Consider the following 18,646-nt stretch of genomic DNA (forward strand, 5'->3'; position numbering starts at 1 on the left):
CGTCGCAGCCCGCCGGTGCTGCGCGACGAGATCCGCGTCAGCGCCCCGGCCGTGCCCGATCTGGCGGCCAGCGCCGGCGCCAGCCGCCGCGACCAGCAAGACATGATGAACGAGCTACGCTCGATGAAGGGCCTGATCGAGGAGCGCTTCGGCGCGCTGGCCTTCATGGAGAAGCTGCAGCGCCAGCCGGCCCAGGCCCGGCTGACGCAGAAGCTGCTGGACGCCGGCTTCTCGCCCGCGCTGACCCGCAAGCTGGTCGAAGGCCTGCCGGCCGACTTCAAGCAGCAGACCGCCGACGAGAGCAGCTGGGCCGCCAATGTGCTGTCGCGCAATCTGCAGACCGACGAGCAGAACCCGGCGCTGGAAGAGCAGGGCGGCGTGTTCGCGCTGATCGGCTCCACCGGTGTCGGCAAGACCACCACCTCGGCCAAGATCGCCGCCGCCTTCGCGACCCGCCACGGCGCCGGCCAGCTGGGCCTGATCACCTTGGACGCCTACCGCGTCGGTGCCCACGAGCAGCTGCGCGCCTATGGCCGCATCCTCGGCGTGCCGGTGCACACCGCCCATGACCGCACCTCGCTGGAAGACCTGCTGGAGCTGCTGTCGGGCAAGAAGATGGTGCTGATCGACACGGCCGGCATGGCCCAGCGCGACAGCCGTACCACCGAGCTGCTGGACATGCTGTCGCACCCCAGCCTGCGCAAGATCCTGGTGCTCAACGCCGCCCAGCAGGGCGAGACCATCGAGGACGTGGCCCAGGCCTGGCGCGCCAGCGAATGCATGGGCGTGGTGCTGTCCAAGATCGACGAGGCCGTCAAGCTGGCCCCGGCGCTGGACACGCTGATACGCCACAAGCTCAAGGTGCTGGGCGTGACCAACGGCCAGCGCGTGCCCGAGGACTGGCACCGCCTGTCGGCCCCGGCCCTGGTGCAGCGCGCGCTGCGCAATGCCGCCGCCCCGGCCTGGCGCGTCGACAGCGCCGATGTGAACCTGATCTTCGCCGGAGGCCCCGCGCTGGCCGCCGCCAATAACGCCCAGGCCGCCCGTCCGGCCGCCTTCGGCGCTTACTGAGCCCCACCCATCATGATGCGCAACTCCTATCGCCACACCGCCCCGCAAGACCAGGCCGACGGCTTGCGCCGCCTGTTCGCGGCCTCGCGCGTGCGCTTCATCCCGGTGCTGAGCAACCCCCATGTGGTCAACGGCGGCGCGCTGCTGGAAGGCCTGTGCGCCGCCTTCGCCGAGCTGGGTCTGCACACGCTGGTGGTCGATGCCGGCGAGCTGTCGCCGCAGCCGGCCGAGCTGGCGGCGGTGGACCTGGCCGCCTGCGTCGAGCGCCTGTCCGATCAGGTGTCCTATCTGGCCGCTCGCGGCCTGCCGCTGCGCCATATCAACGCCCATGGCTCGGCCGCCCAGTTTCTCGAAGCGGTCACCGACGCGGCGCCTTTTGCCGATGTCGTGATCCTGCATGCCAGCGCGGCCGAGCTGGCCCGCATGGTGGCCCAGCGCGAGCTGCGCCCGGTGCTGCTGGCCGACACCGATTCGCAAAGCGTCACCCATGCCTATGCCGGCATGAAGTGGCTGACCCAGCGTGCCGGCCTGATGGTCTACAGCCTGCTGCTGGCCTGCCCGCCGCAGCTGCGCCTGGCCGAGCGCATTGCCCAGCAGATCAGCAGCTGCGCCGACGGTTTTCTCGGCGCGGTGCTGCGCGACTGGGCCTGCCTGGACCCTCGCCAGCCGGCCAGCGCGCCGATGGCACCCGAGCTGCGCCATCTGGCGCGCGAGCTGCTGATGGCCGCGCCGCCCGGAGCCTTGCTGGAATCCGCCGCCGACACCTTGCCGCTGCGGCCGATGCTGCGCGGCGCACGTGCCGCCATGGCCGCCGTTTGAACAGTCGCTGGAGCAGATGATGTACACCGCCAAAGGTCGACTCGATAACTCCTCCCTGATCAAGCAGTACAGCCCGCTGGTGCGGCGCCTGGCGCATCAGATGATTGCCAAGCTGCCGGCCAATGTGGAGCTGGATGACCTGATCCAGGTCGGCCTGATCGGCCTGACCGATGCGCTGAGCCGCTTCGACACCGGCCAGGGCGTGCAGTTTGAAACCTTTGCCACCCAGCGCATCCGCGGCGCCATGCTCGACGAGCTGCGCGGCGGCGACTGGATGAGCCGCGGCACGCGCCGCCAGCAGCGCTCGATCGAGAGCGCCGTTCACAAGCTGGAGCAAAAGCTCGGCCGGGCGCCGCAGGAAAGCGAGATCGCGGTCGAGATGGGCATCAGCCTGCTCGAGTACCAGGAACTGCTCGGCAAGGTGCGCGGCACCCAGCTGGTCTTTCTGGAGGACATGAGCGGCGACGAGGGCGACGAAGACTATCTGGACCGCCATGTCGTCGACGACAGCAACACCCCGGTGGCCCTGCTGCAGGACCACCGCATGCGCGAGGCCCTGGTGGCGGCCATCAAGAACCTGCCCGAGCGCGAGCAGTTCGTGATGAGCATGTACTACGAGCACGACATGAATCTCAAGGAGATCGCGGCCGTGCTCAAGGTCACGGAGTCGCGCGTTTGCCAGCTGCACAGCCAGTCGATCGCCCGTTTGCGCGTTAAGCTGCGCGACTGGTAAGACAAAACGACGCCGCCGCGAGCGGCACCGACGGCAGGCCGCCACACGATGCGGCCGGAGGGGACTCAGCATGTTCGACTGGTTGCGTCGGCATCCCGACGCTGCAATGCCCGAGCCTGGCCCGGCCGCGCCCGGCGCCGGCCTGGAGGTGGTCAAGCGCCTGTCGCGCTCGGTCTCGACACTGGGCCGCGATGCCGCCGAGGTGCGTGGCGTGCTCGAAGACACCCAGAAGATCGTCGAGGCCCAGGGCCAGGCCATGCAGGCCCTGGCCGGCCAGCTGGGCCAGGTCCAGCAATCCCAGCAAGCCATCGGTGACTCGACCCGGCTGACCCGCGAGGCGGTCGGTCGCGCCCGCAGCGCGCTGGCCGGTGTCGGCGCCGAGGTCGGTGGCATCGTCCAGACCCTGCGCGATGTCTCGGACGCCGCCGGCCAGATCACCCAGATCGCGCTGCAGACCCGTCTTGTCGCCTTCAATGCCTCGGTCGAGGCCAAGCGCGCCGGCGAGGCCGGGCGTGGTTTCGGCGTCGTCGCCGATGCGGTCAAGGACCTGGCGGGCCGGGTCGAGGCCTCCTCCAAATCCATCATCGGTTCGATCGCGGCGCTCGACGCGCGCATCGACGCCTTCAGCCGCGAACTGGCCAGCGACGATGCCCACGCCGGCAAGAGCAGCATCCATGCGGCCTTCGGCGATGTCGAGAAGGATGTCGGCCTGATCTCGAGCTCGGCCGAGCAGAGCCGCCTGACCACGGCCAGCCTGAACGAGCGCGCCGCCGTGCTGGAGGGCGAGGTCAAGCAGGCCGTGGCCGGCCTAAGCAAGGCCTATGCCTGCAGCGAGCGTTTTCTGCGCCTGTCGGAAGAGCTGATCGAGCAGATCGCCGAGTCCGGCGTCGAGGTCGAGGACTCGCCGCTGATCCGCGGCGCCCAGCAGGCCGCCGCCGAGATCGCCGCGCTGCTGGAGCAGGCGGTGGCATCCGGCGCGATCCGCATCGAGCAACTGTTCGACGAGCACTACCGCCCGATCAACGGCAGCAACCCGCCGCAACACCTGACCCCCTTCACCGAGCTGGCCGACCGCCTGTTCCCGGCGGTGCAGGAGCGGCTGCTGAGCCTGAGCGACAAGGTGGTGTATTGCATCGCGGTGGACCGCAACGGTTATGTGGCCACCCACAACAAGAAGTACAACCAGCCGCAGCGCAGTGGCGACGTGGTCTGGAACACCGCCAACAGCCGCTACCGCCGCATCTTCAACGACCGCACCGGCCTGGCCTCCGCCCGCAACCAGCGCCCCTTCCTGCTACAGACCTACCGCCGCGACATGGGCGGCGGCCGCTTCGTCCTCCTCAAGGAAGTCGCCGCACCGATCATGGTGGCGGGGCGGCATTGGGGGGGATTGAGGTTGGCGTTTAATTTTTGAGGGGCTTTAGTTTCGCCGCCGCCGTTCCGGCTGCGCTTTACCGGGGCGCTATGCTGGCCCGCGGCCCGCGGCAAGTCGGCAAAGGCTGCTTTGTGAAAGTCATGTTATCAATGCAGAAGTCCATGGCTTTGAGTATCGACTAAGACCTTCAAGCAGGTTGGGGATGTTATTGGTGACTATCAAATCTCCGAAATTCACTCCACCGGAACGACGACCCCGCAGATTGAAGTCCTACAGCCGCTATATTCTTTCAGCATCGGTGCAAGCGCGATCATTGATTGGTCGTTCAGTTGGCTCGCCACGTTCGAGTCAACTTCGGGTGTCATGAAGCCAAACTCGAAGCGGCCGATATTGCGAGATTCCCGTTGAGACGCCTCCTTAAGGATGCCGAACAGACCGTAGTTATATAGGTCGGTGAAGCTTGCATCGAGTTCCTCGCCTTGTACGCCCAAGTGCATTTCCATTCTGGATTTCACTTCGGACCAGCGCTGGGTGCAAGACACGCCCTTGAAGGAACGAAGGAAGTGATCTAAATTCGGGAAGTCTAGTCGCAGTTCATTAACTACGTACTCGCTCAGCTTATTGTTGCGATCACTTACTGTTTTCATTACGAAGGTAGGATCGATGCGAAATGATGCATTCGGCTTTATGTCCCACTTGTCTAGTAGCCACTGTACGTGCAGCAGTAGTTGTCGAGGCCGGTAAAGCGTGTGACGAAGTATGTAGTAGAACGAATCCTCGTCGATGCCATGAGCCTCGTTGCGAATTTTGTCCGGAAAAAACTCCCGCCAGACTTCCTCGAAGGAGCGGTCCTTGGCCTTTAGATGATCCTCCAGACGTTTTCGGATGAACTCTGCCAAGTTCTCCCGGTCCCAATGAATTGGTTCCATGTACTGCTCAATCTTGTCGAGATCTCGAAGGTGGCGACGTGCGTTGTGTGCTAGTTCCTTGGGTAGCAGGATTTTGAGTGAGAGTTGCTGCTGGAAGATCGGATCTGTCACACATTTGTAGGCGGCGTCAATCAGCCCAGCGAAAAGTATGTCTCGTGACTCGAGAGAGTGCTCGACCACCGAGTCCAGTCCGTCAAAGCACAGAAGAAATGGCTTGTCTGCTTCAGCACTGTGCTGCTGAAGCACCTGCGCCAAGAGTTTCTCCAGACGCTCGTCACCCGGGAATGCCGAGATGAGTGAATGCTGCTTGGCATTCAGTCCATGTGCGAGCTTGGTCGGGACCTGGTCATTGCCGGACCAATTGACTATGAGTTGCCAAACCCGCTCCAAATGGCTGTTGAGCTTTTCGGTCGCTTGGGTGTTCAGGTGGCCAACACTGAGCAGATATTTCCTAATGTCAGTGCGTAATCGTTTGGGCAGCAAGCCTGACTCAAGCGCCCCCTCAAGTAAATAAATAGCGATAACGTTTTGCCACATTGATCGAGCGATCGCTACCACGCCATGGTCGCTGGCATCATGTAGGCGCTTGATCGACGTAAAAAGTGGTCCGAATTTCAGCTCATTGAGTTTGACGGAGTGAACCGCTCGGAAGTTAGCGCGATAGACGCTTGCTAGTGCCTTCATCAACGCCGTCTTTCCGCTGCCTTTCGCGCCGATGACGATAGCGCATTCGACATGCGAAAGCCTGGCGAACTTTGGAGTGCGGACGAAGTGCTCATCAAATCGTGTGTCTCGCTCTGCGGCATCGCTTCCTAAAGGGCGCTTGCTCCTTGGGGTATCAGGTAGCGCAGAAGATGTGCTCATAGCTTAAGTCCTCGGGCGTAGATAGCTGCTCCTGCGATGTAAACAAACACGATGCTCGCTGCCACGAAAAGTGTCCACTTGGTCGCGATAAGCCCCCAGGTCAAGGGAGTCGTATGCATCGACATGTAGAGGTTGATACTTGCAGCAATCACGAATATCAAAAGCGCCACTACTAGTAGTTCACCGAACTGTCTGGATAGGACCGAGGCTGCCCCCTTGTTTTGCAACCTGAACGTCTGCAGCAGCAAAAACATAGTAGCTACCGACCATTCGGGAGACGTTGTTAGGTAAGCAACGCTCTGATGATGTAGGGCCTCCAAGCTTACATATACTAGGACAGGCAAAGTTATGAGGACGTACTCCAATAGGAGTTCAAGCACAGTCTCCCGGACGTGTCGCGACATAGCCTAACCCTTTTGCAAGCTCGATTTACAGGCGGTCTACACCGTCGGTACGGCGTCTTCTGATCGCCCCCCGTCCTTGTGCCTATCGCCGGTCATCCAAATGCGCTAAAGCCGCAAAGATGTTCGCGTAACTTGCACCTCGACCAGATGCTCGGAATTACCTAGATGCCAATAATTTGGTCGTCAGAATTGGTGAAGCAGCAGAGTCGGTCTACATCCGGCAGCCATTAGCAGGGTTCGCGTCTCGCCTTGACCCTTCTCACTGCGTGCGGATTTCGCCCGCCAACCCCACGCCTCACGGCGCCACACACGCCTTGTTCTTCCCCGTGTGCTTGGCCTCATACAGCGCCACATCGGCGCGGTCGAGCGCAGCTTCCAGGGTTTCACCGGGGCGGTAGGGGGTGACGCCGGCGGAGAAGGTGACGAAGACGTCCTTGCCTTCGTGCATGAACAGCGCCATCGACAGCGCGCGCTGCAGCCGCGTCAGCACCTGCTGGGCCTCGTCCAGCGGGGTGTTGGGCAGCATCAGCACGAACTCCTCGCCGCCGTAGCGGGCCACCATATCGCCGGGGCGCAGCGAGGCCGAGACGCGCTCGGCCAGTGACTTCAGCGCCATATCGCCGGCGGCGTGGCCCAGCGAGTCGTTGAGCTTCTTGAAGTTGTCGATGTCCAGCAGGGCCAGGGCCAGCTGGCTGGGTTCCTGATCGGACTGGCGCTCCAGCTTGGCCTGCTCGATGCCGAAGGCGGCGATCAGGCCGCGGCGGTTGGCGATCTGGGTCAGCTGGTCGGTCTGCACCTCGTCGGACAGGCGCTTGAGCTCGCTCTCCAGCTCGTTGACACGCTTGCTGAGACTGCTGGCCTTGTCGTGCTCGGCGCTCAGCCGCGCCTGGGTCTGCTGCACCAGCGACTGCACACTGCGGCTTTCCTCCACCATCTCGCGCACCACGCCGGCCAGGCTCTCCAGGCTGTCGGCCTTCTCGATCACATCGGCATAGCGGCCCACGCTGTGCTGGAAGCGGTCGGTGTGCTCGCCCAGCTCGCCGAGCTCGGCCAGCATTTTGTGGATCAGCGACTTCAGCGAATCGCGGGCCCGGCCGCGCTCCTCGCGCAGCGCCCGCTGGCGCTCGCGCGTACCGCTGAGCATCTCGGCCACCGAGCGCACGCCGCGCGCCGACAGGCCCAGCTCCAGCGTGTTGTTCATCGCCTCGCATTGGCCATGGGCCCAGGAGTCATCCTCGGCCAGCTCCACCAGGCTGGCGCTGAGCTCGCGGCACAGGCCGCCAAGCGCGCCGAACACATGGTGGCGGTGGTCCAGCAGGCGGCGCGCGCGCACGCACAAGGCCTCCATCGCCTCGGCACGCGAGGCATCGGCGCCATGGATGCTGAGCTCCAGCTGGGCGGCCTGCAGCTGGCCCAGCAGCTCGGCGATCATCGCGTCATCGGATTCGGGCAGGCGCAGCGCATGCTCGACCGTGCCCTGCAGGCTGCCGCCGATCGCGCCCCAGGCCTGCAGCGCGGCGCTGTTGTTGGCGGCGGGCGCGGCAGCCGGCGCGGCCGCGTCGAGATCGGTGCCGAACTCGCTGTCGGTGAAGAACTGGCTGGGCGTGCCGCCCGGTTCTTCCTCTTCATCCCCGGCGTCGAACTGGGTGTCGATATTGGCGTCGGCGACATCGGAGTCCCAGCTGCGCACCAGCTGCTGCAGGCGCGCGAGCAGGCGCTGCGGGTCGCTGCGGTTGCTGCTCAGCACGCGCTGCAGCCCGTCCTTCTTGCGCGCCACCGTCCACTGCCGGCCGCCGCGCTCCAGGCCGCGCACCATGCGCTCCATCAGCGCGGCCATGGCCTCGGCCTGGGCGCCCGGCCCGTCGCTTTGCTGCAGCTTCTCGAGCCGGCGCAAGGCCTCGTCCCAGCGCGACTCGCGCAAGAGCTTGTTGATGTCCAGCCGGCTCTGCGCATCGGCCACGCCGATGGCCATCAGCTTGTTCATCAAGGCCTGCACCCGTTCGGGCAGGGCCTCGGCCGCAGCCGGCGGCGCGGCGCCCGACTCGGCGGCATAGGCGGCCGCATAGTTCTCCGGCGTCGGTTCCTGCTTGGACAGCGCCAGCCGATGCAGCGCCGCCTTGGCCACCTGGGCCGGTGGCAGGGTGGTGCTGGCCGCGCGCGGTGGTGTGGGGCGTCGCTCGTCCATGGCGGGCGACTCGCTCAGCGCAGCAGGCCGCCGGTGGGCCGCGCGGCGGCCTGGGCCTCGGCGCCGAACTCGGCGCTGGCCTGGGCGATCCACGGCGCCTTGCGCGGCAGCACGGTCTGGGCCAGCCAGCGCTCCAGATCATCGGGCGGCAGCGGCTTGCTGAACAGAAAGCCCTGCATCACCGAGCAGCCCAGGCGGTGCAGCACCTCCATCTGGCGCAAGGTCTCGACGCCCTCGGCGATCACCCGCAGGCCCAGCGAGCGGGCCAGCGCGATGATGGCGGTGACCACGGCCGAGCTCTGCGGCGTGATGCCCAGATCGCGCACAAAGCTGCGGTCGATCTTGACCTCGGAGATCGGCAAGGTGGTCAGATAGGCCAGCGAGGAATAGCCGGTGCCGAAGTCATCGATCGAGATCTCAACGCCGACCTCGTTGAGCCGGTGCAGGGCCGGGATCACGTTCTGCAGATCCTTCATCAGCCCGGTCTCGGTGATCTCCAGCTGGATCGCGCGATGCGGGATGCCGTAGGCGCTGACGCACTGGTGGATGTGCTCGACCAGATCGGAGCGCTCGAACAGCCGGTTCGGCAGGTTCACCGCGATCGAGTCTGAAAAGCCGAAATTCAGCTGCCAGACCTTGGCCTGACGGGCCGCCTCGCGCAGCGCCCATTCGGACAGCGGCACGATCAGCCCGGTCTCCTCGGCCAGCGGGATGAAGTCGCCCGGCGGCACCAGCACATTGCCGCGCTGCCAGCGCATCAGCGCCTCGGCGCCGACCATGCGGGCCGCGCGCACATCGATCTTGGGCTGGTAGTGCAGCACCAGCTCGCCGCGCTCGATGGCCTTGTGCAGCGCGCTCTCCAGCTCCAGGTTCTCGCGGCCGCGGCCCGAGAGCTGGGGCGTGTAGAGGGCCGAGGCATTGCGGCCCTGGCTCTTGACCGCATACATCGCGACGTCGGAGTTGCGCAGCAGATCGGCCATGGTCAGGCCGTCGCGCGGGTAGATCGCGATGCCGACGCTGGCGGTGACAAAGCATTCCTGGCCGGCGATGAAGATCGGCTCGCGCAAGGCCTCCAGCACCCGCTGCGCGACCCGCTCGGCATCGCGCTCGTCGACCACCTCGGGCAGCAGCGCGACGAACTCGTCGCCGCCCAGGCGGCCGACCGCCTCCAGCGTGCGGTGCGAGCGCCCGCCGACCGACTCCAGCATGCCTTCGATGACCTGGTCCGAGTGGCGCACGCAGCCGCGCAGGCGTCGGCCCACCTCGATCAGCAGCTCGTCGCCAGCGGCGTGTCCGAGGGTGTCATTGATGACCTTGAAACGGTCCAGATCGATCAGCAGCAGGCCCACCTCATGGCCCATGCGGCGCGCCTGCTCGATCGCCCGCTCGGTGCGCCAGATCAGCTGGCGGCGGTTCGGCAGGCCGGTCAGCGCGTCGAAATTGGCCAGCTGGCGGATACGGTCCTCGGCCATGCGGCGGTCGGTGACGTCCTGCAGCACGCCGGTGTAGCCGCTGGCATTGCCATGCTCGTTGAACTCGGGCTCGGCCTCGATATGGATGACGCGCTGGCGCCCGTCCAGCAGGGTCACCGACAGATCGGTCACCAGCACCGAGTTGTGCGCGATCACATCGCGCAGCAGGTGCAGGAAGAGCTTGCGCTCCTCGCGCGGCACCATGCGCATCGCGCCGATGAAGTCCAGCGCCTCGTGATTGCCCAGGCCGAACACCCGCAGCGCCTCGGCCGCCAGCACAAAGCCGCCCGAGCCGCGGTGCCACTCGAAGCTGCCCATGCGTGCCAGGTCTTGCGCGCGCGCCAGCCGCGCCTTGCTGCGCTCCAGCTCAATGCGGGTGCGCGAGCTGCGCAAGAGATAGCGCAGCCGGCCGGCCAGCAGGCTCCACTGCGGCGACTTGACGAAGAAATCGGTGGCGCCGACCTGGTAGGCGCGGTTGATCGAGGCCTCGTCGTCCAGGCCGGTCAGCATCAGCACCGGGGTCGACTCGAAGCCCGGCATCTCGCGCAGGCGGCGGCAGGTGTCGAAGCCGTCGAGCTCGGGCATCATCGCATCGAGCACGATCACGTCGGGGCTCCACTCGGCCATCATGCGCAGCGCCTGCTCGCCGCCGGTGGCCTCGGTGATGTCAAAGCCGCGCTCGCGCAGGGCGATGGCGGTCAGCAAGAGATTGACCTCGTCGTCGTCCACCAGCAGCACGCGCGGCTGCTCGGGCAGGTCATCATCCAGGTTTTGACTCACGGCATTCATCAAGGGTTCGCCAATAACTCGTTCAAAGCCCCACGCACACGCGCCACTTCATCATGCATGCCGTCCAGCAAGATGTCCAAACCTTCTGTTTGACCGTTGCGCGCCATGGTTTCGATATCGGCACAGAGCTTGGAGAGCTTGAGCGCCCCGAGACTGGCCGAGGATGATTTTAGGGTGTGGGTGACATGGCGCACCGCCGCCAGGTCCAGGCCCTTCTCGGGGTGCGCGCGCGCCTGGCCGAGGTCCGGCAGCAGCCGCTCCAGCGACTTCAGGAAGGCGGCGATGACACGCTCCAGCAGCTTGTTGCCGCCGCCCGGGTCGAGCTCGCGCAGCCGGGCGATGGCCTGCGGGTCGAGCACGGGCGTGGCGGGAGTGGCGGGGCTCTGAGTTGACATGGTGCTTCCATCGCGCGGCATCAGTGGGTCCTTGGGCTCGGTCGGCGCGGCGTCCTGCTGGACCCTATTGTCATTCGGGAGACGACGGACCAGCATGTCCTGCAACTGGCCGAGTCGGAAGGGTTTGGGCAAATAGTCATCAAAACCATGGTGGCGCAGCTTCTGCTCATCGCCCTCGAGCGCATTGGCGGTGACCGCGACCACCGGGGTGGAGGGCGGACTGACGAAGGCGTGATTCTCGCTGGCACCGCGCCGAAACAGGCTCAGCGCCTGCATGCCGTCCATGCCGGGCATGTGGATGTCCATCATCACCAGATCGAATCGCTGTTCGCACAAGGCTTGCAGGCCGCTGGCCGCGTCGGCGCAGACCTGCACCCGGCAGCCCAGCCGGGCCAGCATCTCGGCGCTGACCTGCTGGTTGACCGGGTTGTCCTCGACCACCAGCACCAGCGCGCCGTGCTGGCCGCTGGTGTCCGGCGGCAGCCGCAGCGGCAGGCTCAGCGTGAAGCGCGAGCCCAGGCCGGGGCTGCTGTCGGCCTGCAGCTCGGCCCCCATCAGCCGGGCCAGCTCGGCGGCCATCGCCAGGCCCAGGCCGGTGCCGCCATGCGGGCGGGCCAGGCTGGCATCGGCCTGGGTGAAGGGCTTGAGCATGGCCGGCAGCGCGGCCGCGCTCATGCCGACGCCGGAGTCGCTGACGCTCCAGCACAGCCGCCCGTCCCGCAGCGCCAGACCCAGCCTGACCCAGCCGCTGCGGGTGAACTTGAGCGCGTTGATCAAGAGCTCGTCGAGCACCTGGCGGATCCGGCCGGCATCGCCCAGCACCAGGGCGGGCAGCCCGACCGGCTCTTTCAGGCTGTCGTCCAAGCTCAGCTGCAGACCCTTGGCACTGGCCTGCGCCTCGAAGGGCAGCAGGCAGTCGCGCGCCAGCTGCGCCGGGTCGAAGGGCAGGCTGTCGATGTCGAGCCGGCCGGCCTGGGCGCTGGCGAAGTCCAGCACGCCGTCGACCAGGCGCAAGAGGTCCTGGCCCGAGCGCAGCGCCGCATCGGCATAGACACGCTGGGCCGGCTTGAGTTCGGTGCCCAGCAGCAGCTCGGTCATGCCCAGCATGCCGTTGAGCGGCGTGCGGATCTCGTGGCTCATATTGGCCATGAACTCGCTCTTGGCCAGGCTGGCGGCCTCGGCCTGATCGCGCGCCTGGGCCAGCTCGCGATGGCGCTGATGCTCGTCGCTGATGTCGGCCAGGATGCCGTAGACCAGGTCCTGGCCGTTGGGGTGGCGCTGCGGGCGGCAGCGCAGCCGCAGCCAGCGCAGGCCCTTGGCCGGATGCTGGATGCGCAGCACCATATCGCTGGCCTCGCCCTGGGCCTGGGCCGGCAGGCGGCGCGCATACAAAGCCCGGTCCTCGGGATGGATGCGCTGCTCGAACAGCCGCGGGCCCTGGCTCAGGTCCACCGTGCTGAGCCCCAAGAGGTCCAGCAGCAGCGGCGAGCTGAAGTGCAGCCGGTCCCAGTCCGGTGTCGTGACGAACAGGCATTCGCTGACGGCCTCGGTGACCTCGCGAAAGCGCGTGTCGCTCTCCTGCAGCGCGCGCTCGAGCTGGCGCTGCTGGCTGCCGTCCTGCAGGCTCAGCACGCCGGCCGGCCGGCGCAGCCCCGACCAGGCGATCAGGCTGCGCTGCAGCTGCAGCCAGCGCGGGCCCAGCGGCGTGTTCAGGCGCAGGCCCTCGCGCGGTGCATGGTGGCCGTTCTCCAGCGCACGCCAGCGCGCGGCCTGGCACAGCTCGGCCAGCGCGGCCGGCAGCGCCTGTGCGGCGGGCCGGCCCAGCACCTGGCCACGGCGCAGCCCCAGCAGACGCTCGGCCTCGCGATTGATGTGCAGCAGCCGGCCCTGGCCGGTCTCCAGCACCAGCAGGCCGATCGGCAGCTGGTCGGTCAGGGCCTGGACATCGCCCGCTGGTAGCAGCGCGGGCCAGCCCGGTTGGGCGTCGACGTCGTCGACCTCAAGCAAGCTCATGGTGGGGCGGCGGCGGTTTCATGCTGGCTGTCATTGGTGGCGCGCTGATTGCAGGGCCGGCGCGGGGCAAGGCTCGACGGATCTTGCGTCGGTTATCGACCTCGGACGCGCAGACTTGAGTGTTGTTTGGTGGCGATCTTGCCCCTCGGGCGCCTACATACAATGCAGCGCATGAACAGCCTCAGTGACGCTCGCTCCGCCTCGCGCCGCTGGCCGTGGATGGGTGCCGCTGCGCTGGCGGCGCTGCTGCTGGCCTGGCTGGCCTGGCCCGACGCGTCTAGCCATGGCCAGTCCTGGCTGCTGCTCGGTGGCGCGCTGGCCCTGGGCCTGCTGCTGCTCACGGTGGCGGCCCTGGGCTGGCACATCGGCGTGCGTCTGACTCGCCAGCGCCTGGGCGAGGCACTGCGCGAGGCGCGCAGTCAGGCCCAGCTGCTCTCGCAGCTGCAGAGCGACTGGCAGTGGCAGACCGATGCGCAGCACCATCTGGTGCGCTGGCGCGCGCCGCAGGCGGCCCCGGCTTCCAGCTGGGTGGGCGCGGCTGCGACCGAAACCCTGTGGGAGCGTTTCGCGCTGACCGAAGGCGAGGGCCATGCCAGCCTGCTGCAGCGTCTGCAGGAGGAGGCGCCGTTCAACGATGTCGAGGTCTGCGCGCGCCTGGAGAGCGGCGCGGCGGCGCAGTTTTCGGGCCGCTGGCTCTTGCGGGCCCAGGTCTGCCTGGACGGGCAGGGCCGATTTGCCGGGCATATCGGCACGGCGCGGCCGCTGAGTTCGCCGCAGACCTCGCCGCGGAGTTCACCGGTGCTGCAGGACCAGCAGGCCGCCGGCCTGCTCGCTGCGCCGGCGCCGCGCGAGGTCTTCGACACCGGCTGGATTCAATCGCTACCGGGGCCGGCCTGGCTGCTGCGCGGACCGGCCGGCCAGAGCCCGCAGCTGGCGGACCTGAACGCGGCGGCGGCGCAGTTGATGGGGCGGCCGGCCGAGCAGCTGCGCGACCAGCCCTGGCTAGCCTGCCTGGACGGGCTGCCGGCCGAGATCCGCGAGACCGCTCTGGCGCCCGGCGCGGCCACCGGCCTGGCCTGCGGGCCCTGGTGGCTGTGTCTGTCGCCGGTGCCAGGTCATGCCGGCATGAGCCTGCTGAGCCTGTGGCCGCAGGGCGCGCTGGACACCGTGCCGGCCACCTTGGCGGTCGAGGCGGCCGAGGTCGCGCGGGCCGAGCATGAATCTTTCAGCTACACGGTCTCTCACGATTTGCGCGCGCCGCTGCGGGTGGTCGAGGGCTTTGCCCGCATCCTGAAGGAGGACTACGGTCGCCTGCTGGACCGCATCGGCAACGACCATCTGGACCGCGTGATGGGGGCTGCCACGCGCATGAACAGCATGATCGATGCGCTGCTGTCGCTGACCCAGTTGGCGGCCCAGCCGCTGCAGCGCCAGCCGGTCAATCTTTCGCAGCTGGCCGCGCTGGTCGTGGAGGAGCTGCGTCGGGCCGCGCCGGAGCGCCGTGCGCTGGTGCGCATCCAGCCCGATATGCTGGTGCAGGGCGATCCGACCCTGCTGCGCATGGTGCTGGAGAACCTGCTCAGCAATGCCTGGAAGTACAGCGGCAAGTGCGAGCACACCGAGATCAGCTTCGAGCGCCAGCAGCAGGGCGGTGAGCTGGTCTATATGGTGGCCGACAACGGCGCCGGCTTCGATATGCGTTTTGCCGAGCGCCTGTTCGGCGTGTTCCAGCGCCTGCACAGCGCCAGCGATTTCCAGGGCACCGGCGTCGGCCTGGCCTCGGTGCGCCGCATCGTGCACCGCCATGGCGGCGAGATCTGGGCCGAGTCCGAGGTCGGCCAGGGCGCGCGTTTTTACTTCACGCTGGCACGCTGAGGCCTCAGCGGCCGGGCAAGGCCAGCAGCTCGACCGCCTCGATCAGGCGCAGGGCCGAGTCGGCCAGCGCGCGGCCTTCCGAGTCGGCCAGCTTCTGCAGCCGCACCAGCGCCTCCTGGCGCGACAGCGAGTAGCGGTGCATCAGGACTCCTACCGCCAGCGGCACGACCTGCTCCAGCACCGATTCGAGCGGCGGCAGCGGGCGCGGCGGCACGGCGCTGCGCTCGGGCCGGTGCGCAAATGCCGCCTCGACGGCCGGCACGATCTGATGGATGTCCAGTGGCTTGACCAGATAGGCCACCGCGCCCAGCGCCTTGACCTTGGCGACTGTCTCCTCATCGGCAAAGGCCGACAGAAACATAAAGGGCAGCTGCAGGTACTCGCGCAGATAGGCGGCGACATCGAAGCCGCTCATGCCTTCCATGCGGATGTCCAGCAGGGCCAGGTCCGGGCGGTGCTCGCGGGCCAGCAGGATGGCGTCGTCGCCGTTGTCGGCGTCGATGACCTCGTAGCCGGCCTGCGCCAGGCCATGGGTCAGGGTGGCCAGCACCAGCCGGTCATCATCGACCACAAGAATCTTGCCCTTTGAACTCACCAGGAAGTCCCCTCGCCCGCGCAACGCGCTGTTTGACGCATTGTCACTCAACTCACAAGGGGGTCATCAGGTTGACACTGGGCGGCAGCAGATCGACCTGACAGACTACCTGATCGCCCGCCTGCTCCAGACTCAGCTTGGCACTGCGCCGCGGCAGCAGGGCCCGCACCAAGCCAAGGCCGGACACGCCGCCGGGCACATTGGCCAGCTTGAAGCCCTCGGGCAGGCGGCCCTCATTGATGATGCGCAGGCTGACCCGGTCGGTTTGGCAGACCAGCGCGCAGTGCAGGGCCTGCTGGTTGCCGTGCTTGATCGCATTGCTGAGCAGTTCGTTGAGGGTCAATGCGATCGGGATGGACTCGGCCTCGGGCAGGGCCCAGCGATGCACGTCCTCGGCCAGCGGCCCTTCGATGCTGAGCGCGATCGTGCGCCCCGACATGCGCTGCACCGAGCCGATGATGGCCTCGACCACCTTGCGCACGCGCAAGGGTCCGGTCGAGCCGACCTGCAGGCCGTAGACCTGGGCAATCGCCTGCACCTGGCCGACCGCCTCGCTGATCACGCCGGCCACCTCGGGGCGGCGCGAGGCGATCTGCTGCAGCAGGCCGGCCACGCCTTGCAGATTGTTCTTGATGCGGTGATGCACCTCGCGCACCAGCAGCTCGCGCTGCGCGATCGCGGCGGCCAGACGCGCCTCCTCGGCCGCGCGGTGCTCGGTCACGTCGCTGGCCACCAGCAGCAGCTGCTCGGGCTCGCTGAGGCCACCGGCATCGGCCACATCGGCCAGGTGCAGATAGCGGGCGTCCCAGACGCGCGACTCGCCGCGCAGGCTGATGCGGTACTCGCGCTGCGTCACATCGTCGACGCGCAGCGCCGCCTCCATATCGCTGCGGATGATGGCGCCCTGATCGGCGCCGAACATCATCTCGGGGCTGGCGCCGATCAGCTCGGCCTCGCTGCGGCCGGCCAGCGCGGCGGCCGCCTGGTTGATCTGCTCGACCGCCAGGGTCTTGGCGTCGTGCAGGCTGATGGCCAGCGGCGCGGCCTCGATGATGCGGCGCAGCGAGACCTGGGCCTGCAGGGTCTGGGCCTCGGCCTGGCGGCGTCGCTCGATGTCCAGCAGCGCATAGGTCAGCTGGCGGCCGCTGTGCTCGGCGCCGGTCACGACCGCATTGCCGACCACCCAGAACTCGCGCCCGTCGCGCGCCTTCAGCCGGCACTCGAAGGTCTCGGCCTGGCCCTCGGTCAGCTCGTCGAGGTAGTGCGTCTGGCGGAAGGGGTGATCGGGGTCAGGGGTTGCCACCATGCTCATCGGCTGTCCGGCGAAGGCGATCAGGTCGCCGCCGAACATGCGCCGCGCCGAGCGGTTCATCCACTCGATGCCGCCACGGCCGACGGTGACGATGCCCACCAGCACCGAGTCCAGCACCGCGCGCTCGCGCTCGGTCTGCAGCATCAGCGACTGCTGGGCGCGCCAGCGGTCGTCGACGTTGACATAGGTCGCGATCAGGCCCTCGTCCGGCGCGCCGGGCCGCATCACCCGCTTGCTGACCTGCATCCACAGGCCCGCGCCGTCGCGCCGGCGCAGGCGCCGCTCGCCGCGCCACTGGCCGCTGCTGGCCAGCGCCTGGCGCATCGCCTGGTTCTGGCGCTCGTAGTCGAATTCGGAGTCGAACAGCTCGCGGTGGTCCAGGCCGTTGAGCTCACCGATGCGGTAGCCGCTCATGCTGGCCAGCGCCTCGTTGGCGCGGGCGATCTTGCCCTGGCGCAGGATGGCCATGCCGACATCGGACAGGCTGAACATCAGCTCGCGGTCCTGCACCAGGGTTTCCAGCTGGGCCTGCTGGGCCTTGAGCCGGCTGATGTCGCTGATCACGGCCACCGCCTCGTCGGCCGGACCCTGCACCTTGCGCAGGCTCAGCGACAGCCAGCGGTCCGAACCGACCTGGACGAACTCGGCCTCGAAGCTCTGGCTGGCGTCCAGCGCCGACAGCGCGTTCTGCACCTGCTCGGCCAGGCTGGGCAGGGCCGCGAACAGGCGCGCCACCGGCGTGCCCGGCGCGGTGCCGCTGTCCAGGCCCAGCATCTGCTCGAAGCCGCCATTGCAGCGCAGCAGCTGGGCGCCGCGCAGATAGGCCATGCCGACGCCCGAGCTGTCCATGATGGTGGAGAGCTCGCGCAGCAGCTGTTCGTTGCGTCGCTCGGCTTGCTGCTGGGCCGTCACGTCCAGGGTCACGACCGAGGTGGTGCGCTGACCCGAGGCCAGTTTGCCGGGCTCGACCCGGGTCAGCAGCCAGCGCCGGCCCAGCTCGGGATGGCGCACCGCATAGCGCACCTCGACCCGGTCGCCGGTCTTCAGCGCGCGTTGCAGGCGCTCGAACTCGGGCAGCGAATCGGGCTCGACGATGTCGCGGCCCACGCCCTGCAGGCCGGCCAGGCTGTTGCGCTTGCTGCCTTCGCCGCTGCTGCTGCCGCTGCGCGGGCGCAGCCAGCCGGCGTCCTGCTGGAAGGTGGCCAGGCCGACGCCGGCGGTGTCCATCAAGGCGTCGAGCTGCTGATGGGCCAGGTCGCGCTCCTGCTCCAGACTGCGGTCTTCCAGCACCGCCATGAAGCGGCGCTGCGTCTGCGTGGCCGAGCCGCTCAGCGGCCGCAGCCGGCCCTGCATCCAGCGGGTGCGGCCCGAGGGGTCGATCAGCATGGCCTGGGTCTGCAGGGTCTGCTGGGCCTGCAGCAGCTCGGGCAGTGGGCGGCCGGCGCTCCAGGCCAGCAGCTGCTGCAACGCCGGCGCGGCCTCGTGCAGGCTGGCCGGATTGGCCAGGCTCAGCTCGGCAAAGGCGCTGTTGGTGCGCAGCAGCAGGCCGCTCTCGTCGAACAGCACCATGGGCAGCGGGCTCAGCTCGAACCACTGCTCCATCTCGGTCTGGGCGCGCTCGGCCTGCTCGCGGGCGGCCTGCTCGGCGGTGCGGTCCTGCAGCACATTCAGGCTCAGCTCGGGCGCGTCGGCGGCGCTGAGCCGGTGCCGGGTGCAGCGCATCCAGCGCTCGCGGCCGCTGCCGTCTATCAATCGGAATTCGTCGGGCATGGCCACCGCGCGCGCCAGCGAGCGGGCCAGGGCCCGGTTCGGACG

11 protein-coding genes are annotated in these 18,646 nt (G+C 67.7%); 5 read left to right on the plus strand and 6 right to left on the minus strand.

Annotated elements, in window-relative coordinates; all coding sequences use genetic code 11:
* From flhF to PO768_RS22655, 4 genes are all read left to right on the plus strand, one after another.
* On the plus strand, window positions 1–1,071 hold a 1,071-nt coding region (gene flhF / locus PO768_RS22640), incomplete at its 5' end, for a flagellar biosynthesis protein FlhF (protein WP_272647859.1).
* Window positions 1,072–1,083: 12 nt separating this feature from the next.
* Window positions 1,084–1,890, plus strand: coding sequence for a MinD/ParA family ATP-binding protein (locus tag PO768_RS22645; RefSeq protein ID WP_137943277.1), 807 nt, complete (start codon window positions 1,084–1,086; stop codon window positions 1,888–1,890).
* Window positions 1,891–1,909: 19 nt separating this feature from the next.
* Window positions 1,910–2,623 carry an RNA polymerase sigma factor FliA gene (locus PO768_RS22650; RefSeq protein ID WP_272647860.1) on the plus strand — a complete coding sequence of 238 codons (714 nt, stop codon included), beginning with the start codon at window positions 1,910–1,912 and terminating at the stop codon, window positions 2,621–2,623.
* 70 nt (window positions 2,624–2,693) lie between these two features.
* Window positions 2,694–4,037: a methyl-accepting chemotaxis protein gene (locus PO768_RS22655; protein WP_272647861.1), complete on the plus strand. Its 1,344-nt coding sequence runs from the start codon at window positions 2,694–2,696 to the stop codon at window positions 4,035–4,037.
* A gap of 194 nt (window positions 4,038–4,231) precedes the next feature.
* Here PO768_RS22655 and PO768_RS22660 read toward each other — a convergent pair whose 3' ends face one another.
* The 4 genes from PO768_RS22660 to PO768_RS22675 all read right to left on the minus strand — a co-directional run bounded on the left by PO768_RS22660 (window position 4,232) and on the right by PO768_RS22675 (window position 13,049).
* The gene (locus tag PO768_RS22660) at window positions 4,232–5,791 is read right to left on the minus strand and encodes an ATP-binding protein (RefSeq protein WP_272647862.1); all 1,560 of its coding nucleotides are present in this window, start codon (window positions 5,789–5,791) and stop codon (window positions 4,232–4,234) included.
* A gap of 699 nt (window positions 5,792–6,490) precedes the next feature.
* Window positions 6,491–8,380, minus strand: a complete 1,890-nt coding sequence (locus PO768_RS22665; protein WP_272647863.1) for a GGDEF domain-containing protein — start codon at window positions 8,378–8,380, stop codon at window positions 6,491–6,493.
* A 14-nt stretch (window positions 8,381–8,394) separates the two neighbouring features.
* Window positions 8,395–10,641: an EAL domain-containing protein gene (locus PO768_RS22670; protein ID WP_137943270.1), complete on the minus strand. Its 2,247-nt coding sequence runs from the start codon at window positions 10,639–10,641 to the stop codon at window positions 8,395–8,397.
* Window positions 10,641–13,049 carry a PAS domain-containing hybrid sensor histidine kinase/response regulator gene (locus PO768_RS22675; RefSeq protein WP_272647864.1) on the minus strand — a complete coding sequence of 803 codons (2,409 nt, stop codon included), beginning with the start codon at window positions 13,047–13,049 and terminating at the stop codon, window positions 10,641–10,643. Before PO768_RS22675 ends, PO768_RS22670 begins: the two co-directional genes overlap by 1 nt.
* 171 nt (window positions 13,050–13,220) lie before the next feature.
* Here PO768_RS22675 and PO768_RS22680 point away from each other — a divergent pair, with 171 nt between their 5' ends.
* Window positions 13,221–14,924, plus strand: coding sequence for a sensor histidine kinase (locus tag PO768_RS22680; protein ID WP_272647865.1), 1,704 nt, complete (start codon window positions 13,221–13,223; stop codon window positions 14,922–14,924).
* 4 nt (window positions 14,925–14,928) lie between these two features.
* Here the strand turns inward: PO768_RS22680 and PO768_RS22685 are convergent, their stop codons facing one another.
* Together PO768_RS22685 and PO768_RS22690 are read right to left on the minus strand one after the other, a co-directional pair.
* Entirely contained in the window at window positions 14,929–15,519 is a 591-nt protein-coding gene (locus PO768_RS22685) for an ANTAR domain-containing response regulator (RefSeq protein ID WP_272647866.1), read from the minus strand.
* 52 nt (window positions 15,520–15,571) lie between these two features.
* A partial coding sequence (locus PO768_RS22690) for a PAS domain S-box protein (protein WP_272647867.1) occupies window positions 15,572–18,646 on the minus strand: 3,075 nt, incomplete at its 5' end.

The organism is Paucibacter sp. XJ19-41, from assembly GCF_028462495.1.
Lineage (GTDB): Bacteria > Pseudomonadota > Gammaproteobacteria > Burkholderiales > Burkholderiaceae_C > Roseateles_E.